The organism is Bradyrhizobium sp. (assembly GCF_035309285.1).
Lineage (GTDB): Bacteria > Pseudomonadota > Alphaproteobacteria > Rhizobiales > Xanthobacteraceae > Bradyrhizobium.
Map to the genome: position 1 here is coordinate 16,859 of NZ_DATGFH010000002.1, position 21,456 is coordinate 38,314.

General features: G+C 63.9%; 21 protein-coding genes. 8 read left to right on the forward strand and 13 right to left on the reverse strand.

The window, feature by feature from the left end; all coding sequences use genetic code 11:
• Positions 1–23 precede the first annotated feature (23 nt).
• A complete protein-coding gene (locus VKR55_RS00205) occupies positions 24–1,745 on the forward strand; it encodes a hypothetical protein (RefSeq protein ID WP_324398755.1) in 1,722 nt (573 codons plus the stop codon).
• A 91-nt stretch (positions 1,746–1,836) separates the two neighbouring features.
• On the opposite strand, the gene VKR55_RS00210 is transcribed toward VKR55_RS00205, so the two are convergent.
• Both VKR55_RS00210 and VKR55_RS00215 read right to left on the reverse strand, forming a co-directional pair.
• Positions 1,837–2,307 carry a GFA family protein gene (locus VKR55_RS00210; RefSeq protein ID WP_324398757.1) on the reverse strand — a complete coding sequence of 157 codons (471 nt, stop codon included), beginning with the start codon at positions 2,305–2,307 and terminating at the stop codon, positions 1,837–1,839.
• Between the two features lie 10 nt (positions 2,308–2,317).
• Positions 2,318–3,592, reverse strand: coding sequence for an acyl-CoA dehydrogenase family protein (locus VKR55_RS00215; protein WP_324398759.1), 1,275 nt, complete (start codon positions 3,590–3,592; stop codon positions 2,318–2,320).
• A gap of 181 nt (positions 3,593–3,773) precedes the next feature.
• Here VKR55_RS00215 and VKR55_RS00220 point away from each other — a divergent pair, with 181 nt between their 5' ends.
• Complete coding sequence (locus VKR55_RS00220) at positions 3,774–4,553, forward strand: enoyl-CoA hydratase-related protein (RefSeq protein WP_324398761.1); 780 nt, start codon at positions 3,774–3,776, stop codon at positions 4,551–4,553.
• A 100-nt stretch (positions 4,554–4,653) separates the two neighbouring features.
• Here the strand turns inward: VKR55_RS00220 and VKR55_RS00225 are convergent, their stop codons facing one another.
• From VKR55_RS00225 to VKR55_RS00235, 3 genes are read right to left on the reverse strand one after another with little or no spacing between them, the layout of a single operon-like run.
• Positions 4,654–5,040: a DUF6285 domain-containing protein gene (locus VKR55_RS00225; RefSeq protein WP_324398763.1), complete on the reverse strand. Its 387-nt coding sequence runs from the start codon at positions 5,038–5,040 to the stop codon at positions 4,654–4,656.
• A gap of 42 nt (positions 5,041–5,082) precedes the next feature.
• Positions 5,083–6,066, reverse strand: coding sequence for a phosphotransferase family protein (locus VKR55_RS00230; protein ID WP_324398765.1), 984 nt, complete (start codon positions 6,064–6,066; stop codon positions 5,083–5,085).
• Positions 6,063–6,857, reverse strand: coding sequence for an enoyl-CoA hydratase/isomerase (locus tag VKR55_RS00235; protein WP_324398767.1), 795 nt, complete (start codon positions 6,855–6,857; stop codon positions 6,063–6,065). Before VKR55_RS00235 ends, VKR55_RS00230 begins: the two co-directional genes overlap by 4 nt.
• Positions 6,858–7,018: 161 nt before the next feature.
• On the opposite strand from VKR55_RS00235, the gene VKR55_RS00240 reads away from it, so the two are divergent.
• Positions 7,019–7,798: an SDR family NAD(P)-dependent oxidoreductase gene (locus VKR55_RS00240; RefSeq protein ID WP_324398769.1), complete on the forward strand. Its 780-nt coding sequence runs from the start codon at positions 7,019–7,021 to the stop codon at positions 7,796–7,798.
• A 176-nt stretch (positions 7,799–7,974) separates the two neighbouring features.
• A complete protein-coding gene (locus VKR55_RS00245; RefSeq protein ID WP_324398771.1) occupies positions 7,975–8,355 on the forward strand; it encodes an NUDIX hydrolase in 381 nt (126 codons plus the stop codon).
• Here the strand turns inward: VKR55_RS00245 and VKR55_RS00250 are convergent, their stop codons facing one another.
• Both VKR55_RS00250 and VKR55_RS00255 read right to left on the reverse strand, forming a co-directional pair.
• Complete coding sequence (locus VKR55_RS00250; RefSeq protein WP_324398773.1) at positions 8,356–10,050, reverse strand: Na/Pi cotransporter family protein; 1,695 nt, start codon at positions 10,048–10,050, stop codon at positions 8,356–8,358. It abuts the gene before it with no gap.
• A gap of 91 nt (positions 10,051–10,141) precedes the next feature.
• Positions 10,142–10,810, reverse strand: coding sequence for a sterol desaturase family protein (locus tag VKR55_RS00255; RefSeq protein WP_324398775.1), 669 nt, complete (start codon positions 10,808–10,810; stop codon positions 10,142–10,144).
• Positions 10,811–11,057: 247 nt separating this feature from the next.
• On the opposite strand from VKR55_RS00255, the gene VKR55_RS00260 reads away from it, so the two are divergent.
• Positions 11,058–11,678 (forward strand): flavin reductase family protein, encoded by a 621-nt coding sequence (locus VKR55_RS00260; protein WP_324398777.1) that lies wholly within the window; start codon positions 11,058–11,060, stop codon positions 11,676–11,678.
• Between the two features lie 130 nt (positions 11,679–11,808).
• On the opposite strand, the gene VKR55_RS00265 is transcribed toward VKR55_RS00260, so the two are convergent.
• Together VKR55_RS00265 and yghU are read right to left on the reverse strand one after the other, a co-directional pair.
• The gene (locus tag VKR55_RS00265) at positions 11,809–12,567 is read right to left on the reverse strand and encodes an alpha/beta fold hydrolase (RefSeq protein ID WP_324398779.1); all 759 of its coding nucleotides are present in this window, start codon (positions 12,565–12,567) and stop codon (positions 11,809–11,811) included.
• A gap of 32 nt (positions 12,568–12,599) precedes the next feature.
• A complete protein-coding gene (yghU, locus tag VKR55_RS00270) occupies positions 12,600–13,493 on the reverse strand; it encodes a glutathione-dependent disulfide-bond oxidoreductase (RefSeq protein ID WP_324398781.1) in 894 nt (297 codons plus the stop codon).
• A gap of 199 nt (positions 13,494–13,692) precedes the next feature.
• Here yghU and VKR55_RS00275 point away from each other — a divergent pair, with 199 nt between their 5' ends.
• Positions 13,693–14,826 (forward strand): nitronate monooxygenase, encoded by a 1,134-nt coding sequence (locus tag VKR55_RS00275; RefSeq protein WP_324398783.1) that lies wholly within the window; start codon positions 13,693–13,695, stop codon positions 14,824–14,826.
• A gap of 173 nt (positions 14,827–14,999) precedes the next feature.
• Positions 15,000–16,520 carry an acetyl-CoA acetyltransferase gene (locus VKR55_RS00280; protein ID WP_324398785.1) on the forward strand — a complete coding sequence of 507 codons (1,521 nt, stop codon included), beginning with the start codon at positions 15,000–15,002 and terminating at the stop codon, positions 16,518–16,520.
• Positions 16,521–16,672: 152 nt separating this feature from the next.
• Here the strand turns inward: VKR55_RS00280 and otnK are convergent, their stop codons facing one another.
• From otnK to ltnD, 3 genes are read right to left on the reverse strand one after another with little or no spacing between them, the layout of a single operon-like run.
• On the reverse strand, positions 16,673–17,941 hold the full coding sequence (otnK, locus tag VKR55_RS00285) for a 3-oxo-tetronate kinase (RefSeq protein WP_324398786.1): 1,269 nt from the start codon (positions 17,939–17,941) through the stop codon (positions 16,673–16,675).
• A complete protein-coding gene (gene otnI / locus VKR55_RS00290) occupies positions 17,938–18,720 on the reverse strand; it encodes a 2-oxo-tetronate isomerase (RefSeq protein ID WP_324398787.1) in 783 nt (260 codons plus the stop codon). Before otnI ends, otnK begins: the two co-directional genes overlap by 4 nt.
• A 24-nt stretch (positions 18,721–18,744) precedes the next feature.
• Entirely contained in the window at positions 18,745–19,659 is a 915-nt protein-coding gene (gene ltnD, locus VKR55_RS00295) for an L-threonate dehydrogenase (protein WP_324398788.1), read from the reverse strand.
• A 106-nt stretch (positions 19,660–19,765) separates the two neighbouring features.
• On the opposite strand from ltnD, the gene otnC reads away from it, so the two are divergent.
• Entirely contained in the window at positions 19,766–20,428 is a 663-nt protein-coding gene (otnC, locus tag VKR55_RS00300) for a 3-oxo-tetronate 4-phosphate decarboxylase (protein ID WP_324398789.1), read from the forward strand.
• Positions 20,429–20,619: 191 nt separating this feature from the next.
• Here otnC and VKR55_RS00305 read toward each other — a convergent pair whose 3' ends face one another.
• Entirely contained in the window at positions 20,620–21,432 is an 813-nt protein-coding gene (locus tag VKR55_RS00305; protein WP_324398790.1) for a putative hydro-lyase, read from the reverse strand.
• Positions 21,433–21,456 lie beyond the last annotated feature (24 nt).

A 21,456-nucleotide genomic window follows, 5' to 3' on the forward strand; every position in this document is an offset into this window, starting at 1 on the left:
TTCTTCAGTCGGAGGCAAAGTAAATGGCAGTAACAACCGTACGCGACGACGCGCTCTCGACCACGACCGATCTCGCGCAAGCGGGCGCCGTATTCAACGATGCGACACGTTTACTCGACGGCGGATTGTGGAGCACGCCCGCCGACAGCAACAACCAGATCGCCTATCTCGGCATGTACACGACCGACATCACGGCCGTGCTCGACGACGTCAACGCCGTTCTCGCCAATCCCGGTGGCACCACCGTCGGCGGCACGGCTTATGCGCTATCGGCCAACGACACCGCCGTGCTTTCCCAGGTCCAGGGCCAATTGCAGACGCTGCTGACGGAAGCCAACCATTCGGTTGGGCACGGCGCCAATGCGGCGATGAACCAGGAGCTGATCCATACCACGCAGACCTCGATCCTCAACGAGATCAATGGCGATAGCACGCTTGCGACGGCGCTAGCCGGCGTTTCCTATGCAACCGGAACCGGCGCCAACAATGTCGGATTCGAGGCGCTGCCGACCGGCGCGGATGATGCAGCTTCCCTGGCGGCGGCATCCGGCCCGAACGCTACGCTCGCGCAGATCGGCTCGGTATTCAATGCAGCGGCCGATCTCGCCGTCGGCGGGCTCAACCACACCAATATCGGCCAGTTCGACACCGACATGAAGGCGGTCGCGGCGGGCCTGACCAGCCTGGTCAACAACCCGACCGCGCTTGCACAAATCGAGCAGGGTCTCAATCCCACCGACGCTGCGCTGACTACCATTCACCTTGATACAGTGCTCGACCAGATCAACTTGCAGATCAATAGTTTCGACAAAGATTACGCGACCAATCCCAACATTGCCGCCAGGTCGACCAACGACAACCTGCTCGACATCATCGACATCGTACAGGGCGATGCGACACTGAACACGGCCGCGGGCGGCAACGGCAATCCGGGAACGGTCGGCGGCTTTGCCGAAATGCCGTCCTATCTCGAGGGCACGATCACGCACTACCAGGACAATCAGGCGCAGACCGACTTCTGGGCCAAGTTCATCGCCGAGGGTAACGTCATCAACAATCAGCTTGATAACGTTGCCGCCGGCAACAACACCACGCCCGGCGAGCTGCAGGCTCTCATCACCGAGATCCAGAACTATCAAAAGTTCGGCGCGGCATTCGATCACAGCCAGGGCGGCATTTTTGGCGCGCGCTTTGACAACGAGCTGCTCGGCGGCACGCTGCTCGCCGACACCAACAATGCGGTCCACGGCCTGCAGGGCATCCTGAACGGCGATACCGGGGCTGCGCTCGCAGCCGACCAGGCGCAGATCCAGGCCGCCGGCCAGGGCTTTGTCGCCGACGCCAATGACGTTTCCGGCAACAACATCCCGCTCGGTGGCGGAAGCTTTGTCGGCACCTCGACGACGGTTGCGGGTGCAACCTCGGTCGCGGGTGTCGCGCATGGCACGATCCCGGTTGGTCCCACGGCCTCAGGGGCGCCCGCATCGGGTGGCGGACAAGGTGGCGGCCAGGGCGGAAACGGTCAGGGCAACGGCGGCCAAGGCCAGGGTGGCGGCCAGATTGCTTCGGGCGGCGGTGATGATGACGGCAACCAGGGTGGCCAAGGCGATCCCTGCCACCACAACAGCGGCCATTCCCACCATGATGGCGGCCGTCCGGTCCCGAGCTTCTGGAACTTTGCCGTGAACAATAGTGGCCCCGGCCATGGCCACCACCAGTTCGAGTTGATGTGGCATCACGCCTGACGGCGGATCAGCGCACCACGGGCTCGCGTCGCCGCCGCGCAAGATATGCGGCGGCGATGCGGCTCATTGGTCTTGCAAGCGAGCGTGCTATTTATTTCTTCGCGCGCTCGCGCATGATGCGGCGGCGCTCCTTGGCCTCGTCCGACCAGACGTCGTTCAGATTATAGAACTCAGGCACCACCCTCTCGTTCGGGCCGAACGTCACCCACGGCTGCCTGGATGACGTGAAGATATGGATGTCCGGCGGGCACTGGCTTGGGTCATCCATCGTGCCGACGCGCACGAACCGCGTCGCTTCTCCGGCTCCGGCATAGTTGCTCCAGATCGCGATCTTGCAGACCGGGCAGCGCGCGATGCGCTGGCCCTTGCCGCTCGCGGAGGGCGTCAGGATCATTTCCGGCTCGGCCTTGAGATGCTCGACACGGTCGGCCTCGTAAACCGCGTTCAGCGCATGCGCCGTGCCGGTTTCGCGCTGACACCAGGTGCAGTGGCAGGCGTGGACGATCAGCGGCCTGCCGGTCAGGCGAAAACGAATATTGCCGCACGTACAGCCGCCTTCCATAGGCTTCTCCCTAATGCTTTCCCGCGCCCATGTAGCCGAACAGGAAACCGGCGACCTTGCGCTTCTGGATCTCCTCGCTGCCTTCGGTGATACGGTAGCGGCGATGGTGGCGATAGATGTGCTCGAACGGCTTGTGGCGCGAGTAGCCCATTCCGCCATGCACCTGCATGGCGCGGTCGGCGGCCTCGCAGCAGAGGCGATTGGCCCAGTAGTTGCACATGGACACCTTGTCCGACAGCGTGTGCTCGACTTGCGCCTGCGTGAGCTGGTCCATCTCCCACGCCGTCTTGCGGATCAAAAGCCGCAACATCTCGGCCTGGGTCGCGAGCTCCACCAACGGCCACTGGATCGCCTGGTTCTCCGAGAGCGCCTTGCCGAACGGCTTGCGCTCTCGCGCATATTTCACGCTCTCGTTGATGCAATAGACCGCAGCCCCGAGCGAACTCGCGGCCTGGCGGATGCGGTTCTCATGCACAAAGCATTGCGCCAGCGACAGCCCCTTGCCGATCTCGCCGAACAGGGCGTTCTCCGGCACGAACACGTCTGTGAAGCTGACGCGCGGATGATCGGTCGGCATGTTGAAGGTCCACATATATTGCTCGACCTTCACGCCAGCGCTCTTCGCCGGCACGAGGAAGCAGGTAATGCCGCGCGCGTCGCCGTCATTGCCTGACGTGCGCGCGAACAACGCGCAGTGCGTCGCGACGTGCATGCCGGTCGTCCACATCTTCTCGCCATTGATGAGCCAGCCCTTGACGTTGTCGCGCGTTGCGGGCTGGGCTTTGGTCTCCATGTGGGTGGCGTCCGAGCCGTGCTCGGGCTCGGTCAGGCCGAAGGTAACGCGGTATTTGCCTGATATCGAGCCGTCGATCATCGCCTTCTGCGCATCGCTGCCGTAGCGGTCGAGCATCGTCACGATCGGAAGATTGCCGACGATCGAATGCTCGTTCTGCAGGTCATTGTGCAGGCCGAGGCCTTTCGAGGCAAAATGCTCGCGGATCACGGCCATCCAGAGGTTGGAGCCGTCCTTGCCGCCATAGCGCTTCGGAATCGCAAAGCGCAAATGGCCGGCGGCATCGGCGCGGTCTTTCACCTTGCGCAGCAGCGCTTCCCATTCAGGCCGCGGCAGGCCGCCATTCTCGAAATCGGTGCGCGCCCATTCGCGGCGATGGTCGAAGAAGCGGATGTTGTCGTCGGCTTCCTCGAGCGGCTTGATCTCGCGCGCGATGAAGCGGTCGAGCTCGTCGAGATAGGCGATCAGGTCGGCTGGCAGGTTGAAATCCAAGGCTCTGCTCCCTTCGCTTTGCTTATCGTTGTGGCGATCGATGAGGGTGAGAAGAAATCAAGTCAACCAGGCGAAGGCGGCTTGTGGCGCGGGCTCCGCTTGCGTAATTGGATGATGCGAAGCCGGGCGTTGCGGCCAGGATCGGCCATTCCGCGCCACAGAAAAATGTTTGGGAGGAACGATGGAGCTGAAATTTTCGAAAGTCACGCGCAAGGGACGGATCACGATCGTGACGCTGGCGCGGCCTGAAGTCTACAACGCGCTGCATATCGACGCGCATTTCGAGCTCAACAAGGTCTTTGACGATTTCTCCGCCGATCCCGAGCAATGGGTTGCGATCGTCACCGGCGCCGGCGACAAGGCGTTCTGCGCCGGCAATGATCTGAAGTGGCAGGCGGCGGGCGGCAAGCGCGGCTGGGACAAGGGCGGCTTCGCCGGCCTCACTGCGCGCTTCGATTGCGACAAGCCGATCATCGCCGCCGTCAATGGCGTTGCGATGGGCGGCGGCTTCGAGATCGCGCTCGCCTGCGACCTCATCATCGCCTCGGAAAACGCAACCTTCGCCCTGCCCGAGCCGCGCGTCGGCCTCGCCGCGCTTGCGGGCGGTCTGCAGCGGCTGCCGCGGCAGATCGGGCTGAAGCGCGCCATGGGCATGATCCTCACCGCCCGTCACGTCTCCGCCAAGGAAGGCCTTGAGCTCGGCTTCGTCAACGAGGTGGTGCCGGCAGGCGAAGCGCTTGCCGCTGCCGAGCGCTGGGCGGAAACCATCTGCAAGAACTCGCCAATGTCGATCCGCGCCTCCAAGCAGGCGATCCGGATGGGCATGGAGGTCTCGCTGGAGAAGGCGATGACCGACCAGCGCGAGTACCCGGCAGTGAAAGCGATGGCGGCCTCGCAGGATTATGTCGAGGGCCCGAAGGCCTTTTCCGAGAAGCGCGCGCCGAAGTGGCTGGGGAGATAGTGCGCCGTCATTGCGAGGAGCGCTAGCGACGAAGCAATCCACACCGCCTCCGCGGGCAGATTCTGGATTGCTTCGCTTCGCTCGCAATGACGACGGAGGATTAGGCGCCATCCTTGCCCCTCTCCAACTCCCTCTTGTACGACGCGTAATTCGGCTGATCGACCGCGAGCTTGGCGAGCGTGGTCTGCCAGAGATGGTCCGACAGCCCCGGCGTCGATAGATCGACCTCGCCGCTTGCGATCGCTTCGGCGAGTGCGCGGTTCTGCTCGATCAGCGAGGCCTCCGAGCCCAACAGCGTCGTCAGCCGTTGCGCTTCCGCGGCGTCGCTGGCCTCGGCAAGCGTCAATTGCCGCGTTACCAAGTCCAAAATGTTGATGGCGACGCGGAGCTTGAAGGCGTTGTGGCCCGAAATCATCGGCGTGATGTCGTTACGGAGGAAATCCGCGACGGACCTGGTGAGCTCGATCGGCGTCGGTTCGTCCTGCATCTCCATCTCCTCATCTCATTGGGCATGACCCTTATCCGGGGGTCATGCCCGCGGAGCCAAAAGCCTCAGCAAATCGATCTCGGTCTCCGACGCGCGCCGACCGATCATCGCGCGCTCCATGGAGTGATCGGGACCGAGACGAAAGCGCTGCATCATGCCGCAGCACATCACGCCCCAGCGCAGCGTGCCCATCACTTCCCAGAATTTTATACGAGCCGGCTCGACGCGCCGGCCGCCTTCCGCGTAGCCCGCGAATAGTTCCTCGCGCGAACCGAAGCCGCCGACCGGCTTGTCGATCTCGCCAAACCGCCAGGAGTTGACACAGACCCAGCCGAGGTCCTCCATGGGATCGCCGAGATGCGCGAGCTCCCAGTCGAGCACCGCGCGCACGCCGTCGGGCCCGATGATGAGATTGCCGTGGCGGAAATCGCCATGCACCAGCGTCACCTCGGTCGACGGCCCGGGGTCGTGGTCAGAGAGCCAGCGCAGCGCCAGCTCGAACACCGGACGCGGCCAGTTGAAGCTGCGATATTCGCGCCCGATCTCGGCGATCTCCCTGGTCGCCGACATCTCGCGCAGCGCGGGGAGCTTTTCGCGCGGCAGACCATGGATGCCAGCCGCGACCTTGCCGAGCTGGCGCGCCAGGATCGGCCGCGCTTTCGCGAACTGCTCGTCGCGCAGGATCTTGCGCGCGATGGTCTCTCCTTCCACGCGCGCCATGATGAAGCCGGTGCCGAGATCATCCTCGGGCCTCAGCACATGCATCACCTTTGGCGATGGCAGGCCGGCCTCATGCGCAAGCTGCATCAGCCGGGCTTCGGCGCCCAACCCCGCCGCGCGCGTCGGCGCCGCGCCGTAGCCCTTGGGCGAACGGCGCAGGATCGCGCCGAAGGTGCCGCCGGCGTGGACGATGTCGAACGACCAGGTTTCCTGGCTTGCGCCGCCCGAAAGCTTTGCAGCGCCGGCGACACCGGTCGCGCCGGGATAGAAGGAGGCGACGCAGCGGTGAAGCGCTTGCTCGATCATTTTCCCTTGAACTTGGCCGGCCGCTTCTCCAGGAACGCGGTGACGCCCTCCCTGAAGTCCTCGGTCGCACCGGCCATGCGTTGCGACCTGGCTTCGAGGTTGAGTTGATCCTCAAAGGAGTTTTCCGGGCTGTCCCAATAGAGCTGCCGGATCAGCGACAGCGCCACGGTTGGGCCGTTGGCCAGCTCATGCGCGAGCTTCATCGCCTCTTTCATCAGCTCGGCGTCATCATGGACGCGGTTGATGAGCCCCCATTCCAGCGCCTTCTCGGCCGGCAGCCGCTCGCCCATCAGCGACAGCTCGATCGAGCGCGCCTTGCCGACGAGGCGCGGCAACAGCCAGGTCGAGCCGCAATCGGGCACGAGGCCGATGCGGCGGAAGGCTTGCAGGAAATAGGCCGAGCGCGCGGCGAGGATCATGTCACCGAGCAGCGCAAAGCTCATGCCCGCGCCCGCCGCAGGTCCATTCACCGCAGTCACCAGTGGACAATGCAGGTTGCGGACGCGCCGCAGGAACGGATGGAAGCCGGTCTCGAGCGATTGACCGGCATTGCTGCGGCCCGCCTTCTGCGGCTGATTGCGGCCCTGCAGATTGGCGCCGGTGCAGAAGGCGCGCCCCGCGCCGGTCAGGACCAGACCGCGCACCTCGGCCTTGCGGTCCTCGATCTCGTCGAGCGCTTCACCAAGGCCGGCGAGCATGTCCATCGAGACCGCGTTCATGACCTCCTGGTGATCCAGCTTGAGGACCGCGACCGGTCCGTCAAAGTCGAGCGTGCAGTGCCTGAATTGCATCGTTTCCTCTTTCCACAAGCGGCTTCTCGTAGTCCGTGCCGCGGTAAATCACATGGACATGGGCCGCATATTTGATTTTTGAGACGCGCTTGTCCATGCTTGGGAAAGCTATCTGACGTGCGTCATACAAACATGGCAACGCACGTCCCAGGGAGAAACCCATGAGCATCTTCGACCTTTCGGGCCGCGTGGCCGTGATCACCGGCGGTAACGGCGGTATTGGCCTCGGAATCGCACAGGCACTTGCGTTGAGTGGCTGCAACGTCTCGATCTGGGGCCGCAACGCCGAGAAGAACAAGGCGGCCGCCGCGACCATGGCCCAGGGACCTGGCAAGGTCGACACCCGCATCTGCGATGTCGCCGATCCCGCTTCCGTGAAGGAGGCGATGAAGGCTGTGCTCGATGCGTTCGGCCGCGTCGACGGCTGCTTTGCCAACGCCGGCATTAGCGGCGGCGGACGGAAGCCGTTCATCGAGCGCAGCGAGGAAGAATGGCGCAAAATGTTCGCGACCAATCTCGACGGCGTGTTCCATGTGTTCCAGGCCGCGGCTCGCCACATGACCGAGCGCGCGCAAGGAGGCGACGCCTTCGGCCGGCTGGTTGCGACCTCAAGCCTTGCTTCGCTGTTTGGCACCGCGCGGAACGAGCACTATGCCGGCACCAAGGCCGCCATCAACGCGCTGTGCCGGGCGCTCGCCGTTGAACTGGCACGCTACGGCGTCACCGCGAATGCGATCCTGCCCGGCTGGATCAAGAGCGACATGACCGCCCGCGTGCTCGCCGACGACAAGTTTGTCGGCGCGGTGATGCCGCGCATCCCGGTGCGCCGCTTCGGGGAGCCCTCTGATTTCGGCGGCATCGCGGTCTATCTGATGAGCAAGGCCTCGTCGTACCATACGGCGGACTGCTTCGTGATCGACGGCGGGTACACGGCATTCTAGCTCAAAGTCGTCCCCTCGAAGCCCTTTGCCGCACCGTGGAGGAAGGCGCTGAGACCCCTCGACGGCGCCGCGCCGGGCTCCGTAGGATTACCGGCTCACCCTGGTGATCTTGGTGTTTGGGCCAAAGCCCGCTAAAATCGCGGCGATTCTTGGTAAAAGGCGGTGCCCGACAGAAAATGGCGAAGTCATCCAAGCTCGTGGCGGCAAAGCGGGGACGAGTCCTGCTGGTGAGACGGCGGCGTGACGGTCGCTGGATGTTTCCAGGTGGCCGCAAGCGCCAAAAGGAAAACGACAAGGCTTGTCTCAAGCGCGAGATCAAGGAAGAGCTGCCGAAACTGAAGCTCGGCCGGCTTCGCCTGTGGAAGGAAGTCAAGGCCAAGAATCGCCACTCCGGCCGCAGGATGAGCGACGCCATTTTCATCGCCAAGAAGGCCTCCGGGCGGCTGGCGATCGGCGACAAGCGCGAGATCGATCGCGCCGACTGGCGCAAGCCGCGCGGCGTCCGCCTGACCGCGACCTCGCGCTACATCAGGGACAAGCTGTTCCCGAAGGGGTGATTATCGCGAAACGGGATGGGTGATGGACGCGGCAGTCGCTGCGGGCTCACTTCTTTCGCGACGGTAGGCCTCGAGCTGTCCAGCGGCCTCCAGTACGGGATAGGCCACCGAACAGATATGGCTGTGGATGCGCTTGAGGTCGCGCAGGACGTCGAGGTGCAGCGAGGTGGTCTCCAGGCTTTCCGGCCGTCCTTCGCGCAGGCGCTCCAGATGCCGCTCGGTCGCGGCGAGCTCCGCGTTGCGGAGCGCGGCCTTGTCGTTGAGCAGCCGGCGCGCTTCGTCGACGTCGCCCGACATGAAGATGCCGAACGCCATCCGGAGCGAATCCATGATCCGGCGGTGGAAGGCGGATAGCTCATCGGCCCCCTCCTGGGAGAACTGGAAACGCCGCTTGATCTTCTTCGTCGCGAGCTCGCTCAGGTTCTTGTCGACGATATCGCCGATATGTTCGAGATTGCTGGCAAAGGCGATGATCTCCATCGCGCGCCTGCCCTCGCGCTCGTCCAGGCTGCCACGAGTGAGCTTGGTAAGATAGAGCCTGACCGCTTCATCGATCCGATCGACCACATTGTCGGCGCGCGACACCTGGCCGACCAACGCGCGGTCGTTGGTCATCATCGCAGTCATGACATTGCGCAACATCGTCTCGACCATGTCGCCCATCCGCAGCGTCTCGCGGGCGGCGTCCGCAAGCGCGAGCGAAGGCGTCTCCAGCGCGGTCTCGTCGAGATAGCGGGGTCGCGCCGGATCGGTGTCTTTGACGCGGTCCGGCAGCAACCAGGTCAGGAATCTTGCCAGCGCGTCGAGCACGCCAATGAAGAGGACAGCCGTCACGAGGTTGAAGGCGATGTGAAAGGTGGCGGTGAGCTTGGCGAGATCGGGCTGCCAGGCCTCCAGATGCTCCGCGAATAGGCGCAGGAACGGCAGGACCAAAGCGATGCCAACGATCCGGTTGATCAGGTTACCGAGCGGGAGCCGGTAGCTTGCGGGATTATCGCGCCTGGCGCCCTCGATCAGCGGGTTGATCGCGCTCCCGAGATTGGCGCCGAGGACCAGCTCCAGCGCAGCCGTGGGCGTGACGAAATGGGCGTAGGCGAGCGACATGATCAGGAGCACGGTAGCGACGCTGGAGTGCGCGGCCCAGGTGACGGCGGCGCCGATCAGGATGCACAGCACGGGATCGCCGGTGACGGCATCAAGCAGCACGCGAACGGTCGGCGCGTTCTCCGCCGGCGCCAGCGTATCAAGCAGGATATGGAGCGACAGCAGCATCAGGCCGAGGCCGATAAACACGCGGCCGACGTCCTTGATGCGCGAGCGCGGACCGGCGCGAAAGCCGAGCAGGCCGACGATGAAGAATACCGGCGCCACCGCCGTGATGTTGAACGACAGCACCTGCACGATCAGGGTGGTGCCGACATTGGCGCCCAGCATGATCGCGAGCGCCGGAACGAGGCCGACCAGGCCTTCGGCGGCAAACGAGCTCGTGATCAGAGCCGTCGCCGTGCTGCTCTGGAGCAGCGCGGTGAGGCCGAGGCCCGCGGCAAACGCCGTGAAGCGGTCGTTCAGCGCCTTCGACAAGAATCGCCGCAAATCCGGGCCGAACGCGCGCAGGATGCCGCTGTGGACCATGTGCAGGCCCCACAACAGCAGCGCGACACCACCCATCAGGTCGAGCAAAACCAAGCTTCCCATGATCTCCGATTCCGGACGAAGGGTCAGGCTAGCGCCAACCCGGCGCGGATCAAACCACTTTGTTGGGAAGCCAGCGGCCGAAATCGGAGTGTTAACACGCGGGCGGAGCCGTACGTTCCTCACCCTGGCGATGCGACCCAGCGGGTTCATACGATGTGCGAGGCCGGCGGCGACGTCCCGCCAGAGATCGGCGAGATCGGAGCCGGCGTTTTGCGACCGCCCCTGCGCTGGAGCGACAGATGACGTCCCAGAAGCCCGTGGTCACGCCAAAATTGCAATCTTCAAGATGGTGATGGACGAGATGCCGGAGCTTTATTGAGTAGAGCGGAGATCTCGGATTGACCGGCCAGCGGTGCACAGCATGGTGGACCGCGATGAAAATCAGGTAGCCTGCGAGCAGTCCTGCAAGAATCGCCGACCCATCCTCTACGCCAGCGATGCCAAGCGACAGCAATGCAAAGGGCGCCACAACTAAAGGCGTACTCAGGCTTGATCGCTCCGAGTCAGGATCGGCCGGATGGTCATGGTGAAGCTGATGAAGGTGCCGGGCCAGTGGGAAGTGGTGAAAGACAAAGCGGTGCATGAGGTATTCCACCAGCGTCCAGGCCAGCAAGCCCACCACCACCAGATAGAGGCGCGACAGGCCGGCAAGGCCCGCGAACGTCAGGATTGCCAGCGGGATCGTGACGAAATCGCCGAAGTGTCGGACCCACTGCCACCAATGGGCGGACCGGTTCATCAAGATGACGGCTCGCTTCATGGATTTAACCTCGCCGGTGCCCGGACCTACCCGCCCCTTTGATCTCATGGCTGGAAAATGAAGCAGATTTGCATGACGGCATTGCCAACGGACACCTGTCTTCGCTCTTGTGGGTATAAAGCTGTTGATGCGATTTTGTGCCTGTTCGACGCTGGCGCATCTCTTGCGAACGCGCCTCCGATAAGAGAGGCGCGGGCCTGCGGCGCAAGCGCGGCAAGGGTGCCTCTGGGGCTTGGGGAAATGCATCATGGAATACACCGCCGCCGATCTCTCCCAGCGCGAACGTTACAAGGTGTTAACCTCCTTTGTCCTGCCGCGCCCGATCGCGTGGGTGACTTCGGTCGGGCCGACGGGCGTGGTCAATGCCGCGCCCTTTTCGTTCTTCAACGTCTTCTGCGAGGACCCGCCGCTCTGCATGTTCGCCGTCAACAAGCGGCCGGACGGGCGGATGAAGGATACGCTTGCCAACATCCAGCGCACGGGCGAGTTCGTGGTCAACATCGCCGACGAGCCTCTGGCGCGCGCCATGCATGAGAGCAGTGGCGACTTCCCGCCGGAGATCGGAGAGCCCCACTATCTCGGCTTGAAGCTTGCCCCCTCCTCCAAGGTCGCCGCCCCGCGGCTTGCCGACGCGCCCTGGTCGATGGAGTGCAGGACCTGGAAGGAGATCGACGTCAACGGCGACCGCGTCCTCATCATGGGCGAAGGCATCAACTTCTACATTCGCGACGAATTATGGGATGACGAAGCCATGCGCGTGCATATGGAGCGCTACCACCCGATGGGGCGCATGTTTGCCGACCGCTATTGCCGCACCGACGACCGCGTGGTGTTTCCGGCGGCCGAGGGGGCGCGGGCGATCAGCTGACACAGTCACAAACCTCTCGTCATTCCGGGGCGCGGCGAAGCCGCGAGCCCGGAATCCATAACCATCGGCCTGGGATTATGGATTCCGGGCCTGCGTGCTGGCGCACGCATCCCGGAATGACGACGGAGATCTACGCCACCGCCGGCCGGTGCGCGCGCAGGAAGGAGCGGACCTGGCGCACCGCGAGCGGGACGCGCTCCTTCGGCTCCTTCCAGGGGAATAGGCTGACCTCCGCCTTCGGCGCCAGCATCGCCGTTTCCATGGCGACCGCGTAGGGATGCGCGGGGACATCGTCCGGCAGGATCAGGACCGGCGTCCGGCATTGGCGCACGAAGTCGCGCGTCACCGTGAAGACGAAATCGGGATTGCTGCGGTACATCCTGGTGAGGAATTGGTCGACCTGCGCCATGGTGATGTCCGGACGCCGCTTGACCAGCTCCGGCGCCCAGCCCTTCATGTTGTTGTCGTAGAACAGATCGGGCATCTCCGGCCGCGAGCCGCTCGGCTGCGCCAGCACGGCTGCGACGATGCGATCGGGTGCGCGCTTCAACAGATTCCAGATAAACGGCCCGCCGATGCAGAAGCCGTGCGCCATGAACTTGTCGATGCCGAGATGATCCATCAGGCCGAGATGGTCGTCGGTATAGGAGTCCCAGGGGCGGTCGATCTCGAGCGGGCCTGAGGACTGGCCGGCATTGGCGTTGCGGAGGTCGGCGGCGATGACACGATACTCGCTCTTGAGCTCCGTGATCGGATTGTAAGGCGATAACGGCCCGGAGAGCCCGGCAATGGTCGAGTTCAACCCGCCGCCGGCGATCACCAAGAGCGGAAAGCCGGCGCCGGCTTCCTCATAGTGGATGCGAACGGGGCCTTTCTCGTAAAAACTCATCAAGACTCCTCCCTGCCCGGTCTCGCGCCGGCCTACGTCTTGGCTGGTTCTCCGATCTTGTCCTGCGTTTTCGTCTCGAAATCGCTGGCGTCGTGGCGCTCATGCAACTGGCTTGCGGGATCACCGGAGACGCGGTTGACCATCCGCCCGCGCCGCACCGCGGGGCGCTTGGCGATCTGGTCGGTCCAGCGCTGCACGTTCTTGTAGTCCTGCACCGACAGGAATTCGCCGCCGCCATAGAGCAGTCCCTTCGACAGCGCGCCATACCAGGGCCAGACGGCCATATCGGCGATCGTGTAGACGCTGCCCGCGAGATATTCATTGTCGGAGAGCCTGCGGTCGAGCACGTCGAGCTGGCGCTTCACCTCCATGGTGAAGCGATCGATCGCGTATTCGATCTTGGTCGGCGCATAGGCGTAGAAGTGGCCAAAACCGCCACCGAGATAGGGTGCTGCGCCCATCTGCCAGAACAGCCAGGACATGCATTCCGCCCTGGTCTTTGCGTTTTTTGGCAGGAACGCGCCGAATTTCTCGGCGAGGTAGAACAGGATCGAGCCGGACTCGAATACGCGGATCGGCTCGGGGCCGGAGCGATCCATCAGCGCCGGGATTTTCGAATTCGGATTGACCGCGACAAAGCCGCTACCGAACTGGTTGCCATCGATGCGGATCAGCCAGGCGTCATACTCTGCGCCCTTGTGGCCAAGCGCCAGCAGTTCTTCCAGCATCACCGTGACCTTGACACCGTTCGGCGTCGCCAGCGAATAGAGCTGCAGCGGATGCTTGCCGACCGGCAGCTCCTTGTCATGGGTGGGACCTGCGATCGGCCGGTTGATGGACGCAAAGCGGCCGCCGCTTTCCTTGTTCCAGGTCCACACCTTCGGCGGTTCGTAGTCGGGCTTTTCGGTGACGGGGGCATCAGTCATTTGGCTTGGCTCTTTCCGAATTTCCTATCGACGATTTGCGTGCAAGCATTCTCTCCGCAGCGCCAAAGCACAAGTGCCAAAACCGCAGCGGAGATATTCTGCGAAGCGGAAAGCGCCTGCCAGACTTGACACGCCCGCGCGACCGGCGTTTCGCTCACTCAAGCAAGATCAGAAAAATCTTCCCCGGGGAGAGAGATCCATGAAATCGCCGATCTGCGACATGCTGGGCATCGAGTTTCCCCTGTTCGCCTTCAGCCATTGCCGCGACGTGGTGGCGGCGGTGAGCCGGGCCGGCGGCTTTGGTGTATTCGGCGCGACCGCGCATACCCCGGAGACGCTGGAGCAGGAACTGAAGTGGATCGACGCCCACGCCGACGGCAAGCCCTACGGCATCGATGTGCTGATCCCCGAAAACATCTCGACAGCGGGCGAGAAGAACGTCACCTGGAAGAGCCTGGAAGCGCGCGTCCCGCAAGCGCACCGCGACTTCACGCGCGATCTCCTGAAGAAGTACGATATCGAGCTGACCAGCAGGAACGTCGCCGACAATCAGCCGCAGCCCTTCGACGCGGAGACAGCGCTGCAATTGCTCGACGTCTCGTTTCGCCATCCGATCAAACTGATCGCAAACGCGCTCGGCGTGCCGCCGAAGGAGATGATCAATCGCGGCCGCAAGCATGGCGTGCCGGTGGCGGCGCTTGTCGGCGCCAAGGAGCATGCGCTGCGCCAAGTCGCGGCGGGAGTCGACATCCTGGTCGTGCAGGGCACGGAGGCCGGCGGCCATTGCGGCGAGGTATCGACCATGGTGCTGGTGCCCGAGGTGATCAAGGCGATCAAAAAGGTCCGCGACGTGCCGGTGCTCGCTGCCGGCGGCATCATGACGGGACGACAGATGGCGGCCTGCATGGCGATGGGCGCTGCGGGTGCGTGGACCGGCTCGGTGTGGCTTGCGACCGTGGAATCGGAGACGAGCGAAATTTTCCGCGAGAAGATGATCGCAGCCTCCTCGCGCGACGCAGTGCGCTCGAAGGGCCGCACCGGCAAGCCCGCACGACAGTTGCGCTCGGTCTGGACCGATGCCTGGGACCACTCGCCCGAAAGCCCCGGCGCGCTCCCGATGCCGCTGCAATCGATCGTCAGCCGCGACGCCTTCAACTCCATCGACCGTTCGGCGGCCGCAGGCAACGCCAAAGCGCGCGACCTCGTGAGCTACTTCGTCGGCCAGGGCGTCGGCCTGATCGACAGCGTGAAATCCGCGGGCAGCGTGGTGCAGGAGTTCAAGGAAGATTTCATCGAGGCGATCGAGCACATGAACGCGCTGGTCGCGGAGTGACTTCGTCAGTGCGAGCGAAGCGAAAATCCGGAACTTGTAGGGTGGGCAAAGCGAAGCCTGCCCACCGCTTTGTCGCGAGAGGCCTAATGGTGGGCACGGCGCTAGCGCGCCTTTGCCCACCCTACGGATCTCGCAATGACAGATAAGCAGATGTGTGAGAGCAACAAGAAGAAATGGCAAATAGCAAATCTTCCATCCCCGAAGACCGCATCCCCGTCATCGTTGGCGTTGGCGAAATCGTCGACCGGCCCAAGGAAATTGCGCGAGGACTCGAACCTCTCGTCTTGCTGGAACAGGCGCTGAAGCGCGCCGAGGCCGACTCCGGTGCAAAACTGCTCGGCGAGATCGGCTCGCTCGACGTGGTCAACTTCTTGAGCTGGCGCTACCGCGATCCCGAAAAGCTGCTCGCCGAGCACCTCGGCATCAAGCCGGCGCATTGCTATTACGGTCCGGTCGGCGGCGAGAGCCCGATCCGCTATTTGCATGAAGCGGCCCAACGCATCGCGCGCGGCGAATGCAGCGTAGCCGCGGTCTGCGGTGCCGAAGCGCAATCGACCGCGACCAAGGCGGAGCGCGCACACGTCACCCCTCCCTGGACGCCGTTTGCGCATGACGTGCCGGAGCCGAAACGCGGCGCGGCATTCCAGAAGCCCCTTGCGGTAAAGCTCGGCGTGTTCCGCCCGATCACGGTCTATCCGCTCTATGAGTCCGCGACTTCGGCGCATTGGGGACAGACGCCGCGCGAGGCGCTCGCTGAATCCGGCGCGCTGTGGTCGGCTTATGCCGGCGTCGCGTCGGCAAATCCCAACTCATGGCTGAAGAAAAGCTTCTCCTCGGATGACATCACGACGCCCAGCCCAGAGAACCGGCTGATCGCCTGGCCCTATACCAAGCTGATGGTCGCCAATCCCACCGTGAACATGGGCGCGGCGGTGTTGCTGACGAGTCTTGCGAAAGCGCGTGCGGCCGGCATAGCCGAGGAGCGGCTGGTATACCCTATCGGTGGTGCGTCGGCGGAAGAGCCGCGCGACTATTTGCTCCGCGACCAGTTTTACGAGAGCCATCCGCAGAATGCGGTGCTGAACGCGGTGATGAACCTCGTCGGCGGCGATGGCAAGACGTTCGATGCCATCGAGCTCTATAGCTGCTTTCCCTGCGTGCCGAAGATGGCGCGGCGCACGCTCGGACTCGGCCCCGACGTCAGGCCTACCGTGACCGGCGGGCTCACCTTCTTTGGTGCGCCGCTCAATACGTACATGACGCATGCGGCCTGCGCCATGGTGCGGACAATGCGCAATGGCGCAAAGCTCGGCCTGCTCTATGGCCAGGGCGGCTTCGTCACCAAGCATCATGGCCTGGTGCTGTCGCGCGAAGCGCCGCGCGAGGCGATCGCGCAAGCGACCTCCGTGCAGTCGGAAGCCGATCGCAGCAAGCACGCCGTGCCGGAATTCGTGACCGAGGCAAAAGGCAAGGGCAAGGTCGAGGCCTTCACGGTGATCTATCGCAACAATGGCGAGATTGAGCACGGCGTCGTCATGCTGCGTACGGAAGATGGACGGCGAACGCTGGGTCGCATTCCCGCGAGCGACGAGAAAACGCTCGCGCGTCTCTGCAACATGGACCGCAGTCCGGTCGGCTCTCTCGGCGAGATCATGATGGCCGAAGACGGAACCCCGCAGTGGCGGGTGGGATAAGAATCAAAAAAATCGTAGGGTGGGCAAAGGCGCGTTAGCGCCGTGCCCACCAAAATCCTCTATCGCGAGTTTTGGATGTTGGAGGGCACGCGGAGCCTGTCATCGGGCCGCGCTTTCGCGCGGACCCGTTGGCTTTGCCCACCCTACAAGCCCTAGCGCATAAGGCTCAAGGCGTCGGAGAAAAACTCCGGCCCGCCGAAATTGCCCGATTTCAGGGCAAGCAGCATGTTGCCCTCTTTCGCGCCGACGGCGCGCAGCACCGGCACGCCGGCGGCAATCTCCGCGCCGACGAGAAAACCGGGAATCCGCAAGCGGTCCACCACCGCGCCTGACGTCTCGCCACCGGCGACCACCAGCCGATGCACCCCGGACTGCACCAGGCCTTCGGCAATGTCGGCCATCGCCTGCTCGATCGCGTGTCCCGCCGCATCGCGGCCGTGACGAGCCTGAAGGGCGGCAACCTGGTCCGGTGCAGCACTCGAGGCGATCAGCACTGGTCCGCTGCCGAGCCGTTCGCGGGCCCAGGCCAGCGCGCGCTTTGCTTCCCCGTTGCCCTTGATGATCTGGTCGGGATCGAGATGCAGCACCGGCATGATCTTCTCGGCTCTCGCGATCTGGCCAAGCGTCGCCTGGGAGCAACTCCCGGCAAGGCAGGCAGCCGGGCCGCCAACGGCACCGCCCGCGCTGGCGTCCGACGGCATAGCCTTGCCGCGCACAAGCGCCCGCGCCAGCCCAAGCCCGATGCCTGAGGCGCCGACCGAAACGCGGTGCCCGATGGCCACCGCCCCGATGGTTTCGAGATCGAGGTCGAACACCGCATCGATGATGGCGGCGCCGACGCCCTTGCCGGCGAGGTCAGCCAGTTTGGCGTGCACCGCCTCCGGCCCCCGCGTGACAGTCGCGAGGTCGACCAGACCGACCTTCGTTCTGCTCTGGCGCGCCAGCACCCGCACCAGGTTGGAATCGTGCATCGGGTTGAGCGGATGGTCCTTCAACGGGCTCTCGTTCAGCGGGACTGTGCCGACAAAGAGATTGCCCTGGTAGACGGTGCGACCCGTCTCCGGGAAGGCCGGCGTCACCAGCACGATCCTGTCGCCGGAGTCCTCCTTCAGTGCATCCATGACCGGGCCGATATTGCCCTTGTCGGTGGAATCGAAGGTCGAGCAGATCTTGAACAGCACATGCGCCGCGCCCCGGCCGCGCAGCCATTTCTCCGCCGCGCGCGAGCGTTCGACCGCAATGCCAGCCTCGATCGACCGGCTTTTCAGCGACACCACGACGGCATCGACCTCCGGCATCGCGAGATCGTCTGCAGGCACGCCGATCGTCTGCACGGTGCGAAGGCCGGCGCGCGTCAGCGTGTTGGCGAGGTCGGAGGCGCCGGTATAGTCATCGGCGATGCAGCCGAGTTTCAATGTCACGGCTTTACTCCCGCATAGGGCTTGAACCAGGCGAGTCCATCGGTAGTCTTGCCGCGCGGGTTATATTCGCAGCCGACAGAGCCCTTGTAGCCGAGGCGGTCAAGCTCGGCGAAGATAAAGGGATAGTTCAATTCCTCTCCATCGGGCTCATTGCGCGAGGGAATGCTGGCGATCTGGATGTGGCCGATCATCGGCATCATGTCGCGCAGATGCATGGTGACGTCGCCATGGATGATCTGGCAGTGATAGATGTCGAATTGCAGCTTCAGATTCGGGATCTTCAGTTCATTGATGAGATCGCGCGCGAAGATGAAATTGTTCAGGAAATAGCCCGGCACGTTGCGCGGGTTGATTGGCTCGATCACGACGTCGAGGCCATGCGGCGCAAAAAACTCCGCGGCCCATGCCACAGATTTGTAAAACTGCTCCACCGCCTTGGCGTCGCTGCGCTCCGCAATGCCGGCCATCAGATGCAGGCGCTTCACGCCGGTCGCCTGTGCGTAAGGCAGCGCGGTATGCAGGCTCTGCTGCAGATCGGCGAAACGCGCCGGCAGCGCGGCAAAACCTTTTTCGCCAGCGGCCCAATCACCGGGCGGGAGGTTGAACAGCGCCTGCGTGAGGCCATTGCCATGCAGGCGCGCGCCGATTTCCTTCGCCGGAAACTCATAGGGAAACAGGAATTCGACTGCGGTGAAGCCCGCTTTCGCGGCTGCTTCAAAGCGGTCGAGAAACGGCACCTCGGTAAACATCATCGAGAGATTGGCGGCGAAACGGGGCATCGCTGTCCTCTTCTTGTCTTCTGATTAGTGGGACTCGCCCGGCAGCCTGGTGCCGGTAATGCGCGCATACATCCGCGCAACCGAAGCGTCATCGTCGCGGCCCATGCCGGCGGCGGCGGTGGCGAGAAACATCTGTAACGCGGCGGCGGAGACCGGCACCGGAAAGCGCGCGTTGCGCGCCATGTCCTGGATGATGCCGAGGTCTTTGACAAAAATCTCGACCGCGCTGCGCGGCGCGTAGTCGCCGTCAAGCACATGCGGCATGCGGTTCTCGAACATCCAGGAATTGCCGGCAGACGCCGTGATCACCTCGTAGACCTTCCGGATGTCGAGGCCCTGCCTGGCTGCGAACGCAATCGCTTCAGAGGCGGCAGCGATATGCACGCCGGCCAGAAGCTGGTTGATCATCTTGAATGCGGCGCCCTGCCCTGCTGCATCGCCGAGCTCGTAAAGCTTGGCCGCCATTGCGTTCAGCGCCGGCCGCGCTTTGGCGAACGCTGCCGCGCTGCCGGAGGCGAGAATGGTGAGCTCGCCTTGGGCTGCGCGCTGCGCGCCGCCGGAGATCGGCGCATCCAGATAATGCCGGCCGGTCGCTTCCAGGTCCTTCGCGAGCCGGCGCGCGACGTCGGGGTCCATGGTCGCCGACGAGACGAAGACCGCGTCCCTGGCCAGCGTCTCGGCGACACCGTCCTTGCCGAACAGGATCGTTTCGGTCTGCGCGGCGTTGACGACCACACTGACGACGATGCCTGCGGTCCTGGCCGCTTCCGCCGGCGTCCTGGCCCCCTTGCCGCCCTCCTTGACGAAGCGGGCGACGCTGTCGGCTGTGACATCGCAGCCGGTGACATCGAAGCCGGCGCGCTTGAGCGACGTCGCCATGCCAAAGCCCATCGAGCCGAGCCCGATCACGGCGACGGGTGGTTTATCTGTGGCGGGCATCCGGGGTTCCTTCGTTTCTTGGTGCTTTGGCCTTTGCCTATCACGGCTTGGCCGCGCTGCCAAAGCATGAGACAAGGCGAAAAACGGGAAGATGGCAGGAAGTGATATGAGTGAAACAAGGCTTCGCGAGGACATCTGCCGCTTCGGCCGCTCGCTGTTCGAGCGCGGGCTGACGCCGGGCTCCTCGGGCAATATCAGCGTCAAATTAGAGGACGGCGGGTGGCTGGTAACGCCGACCAATGCCTCGCTGGGCTTCCTCGATCCCGCCAAATTGTCGCGGCTGGCGGCCGACGGCAAGCTCGTCTCCGGTGATGCGCCCACCAAGGAAGTGCCGCTGCATTCGGCGCTCTACCAGACGAGGACCGCAGCGCGCGCCGTGGTGCATCTGCACTCCACCCATTCGGTTGCGCTGTCGATGCTGCCGGAGATCGACCCGCGCGCCGCGCTGCCGCCGATGACGGCCTATTATTTGATGAAATGCGGCGCGACCGCGCTCGTGCCCTATTACCGGCCGGGCGATCCTGCCGTCGCCGATGCCATCAAGGGCCTGGCCGGAAAATATTCGTCCGTGCTGCTCGCCAATCACGGCCCCGTGGTCTCCGGCGACACCCTGGAAGCCGCGGTGTTCGCAACCGAGGAGCTCGAGGAAACGGCAAAGCTCTATCTGCTGCTGCGCGGGATGAACCCGCGTTATTTGTCGCCGGCGCAGATCAACGATTTGACAAAGACGTTCGGGCTGACGTTGCCCGAGCACGGGCACGATTGGTAGGGTGGGCAAAGGCGCGCACGCGCCGTGCCCACCGTCATAAGCCTCAACATAAATGGTGGGCACGCTTCGCTTTGCCCACCCTACGATTGCGGCAGACCAGCGTCATTGCGATCGAAGCGAAGCAATCCAGACTATCTCCGCGGAGACAATGTGGATTGCTTCGTCGCTCTGCTCCTCGCAATGACGGCTCGCTATAACACCGCGAGATGCTTGTTCTGCAGATCCGTGATCAGCATCAATCCCGGCGCGTGCGTGATGGCGAACGGGATTTTCGCCGCGGCGATGACCGATTGCGGGGTGACGCCGCAGGCCCAGAACACCGGGATTTCATCGGCCTCGACCGGCACCGGATCGCCGTAATCGGGCCCGGAGATATCCGCGATCCCGATCGAATGCGGATGGCCGAGATGCACCGGCGCACCGTGCACGCTCGGAAAGCGCGTGGTGATCTGCACCGCGCGGATCGCATCCGCCGGTTTGAACGGCCGCATCGAGACCACCATGGGACCCGCGAAGGGTCCAGCCGGCTGGCACTGGATATTGGTGCGGTACATCGGCACGCGTACCTTGTGCTCGATATGGCGGATCGGCAGGCCCTCGGCCATCAGCGCCTCTTCGAACGAGAACGAGCAGCCGAGCACGAAGGCGACGAGATCATCGCGCCAATGCGCCATGATGTCGGTCGGCTCGTCGGCCACTTCGCCGTCGCGCCAGACACGATAGCGCGGCACGTCGGTACGGATGTCGAGGTCAATCCCGAGCGCAGGGATTTTCGGGTTGCCGACGTCGGACATGCCGATGATCGGGCACGGTTTCGGGTTGAGCTGGCAGAAGCGATGGAAGCTTGAGGCGAACTTTTCCGGCAGGATCGCGAGATTGCCCTGGACATAGCCATTGGCGATGCCGGCCGTGGAAGAGGCCATGCCCGCGCGGCAATCGAGCCGCGCCTTGAGGCTCGGCGTGACCTGCTCGCCCTGCTCCGTTCGGGTCAAACCAACATTCATCGTGTGCGCTCCGTGCCTCGACAG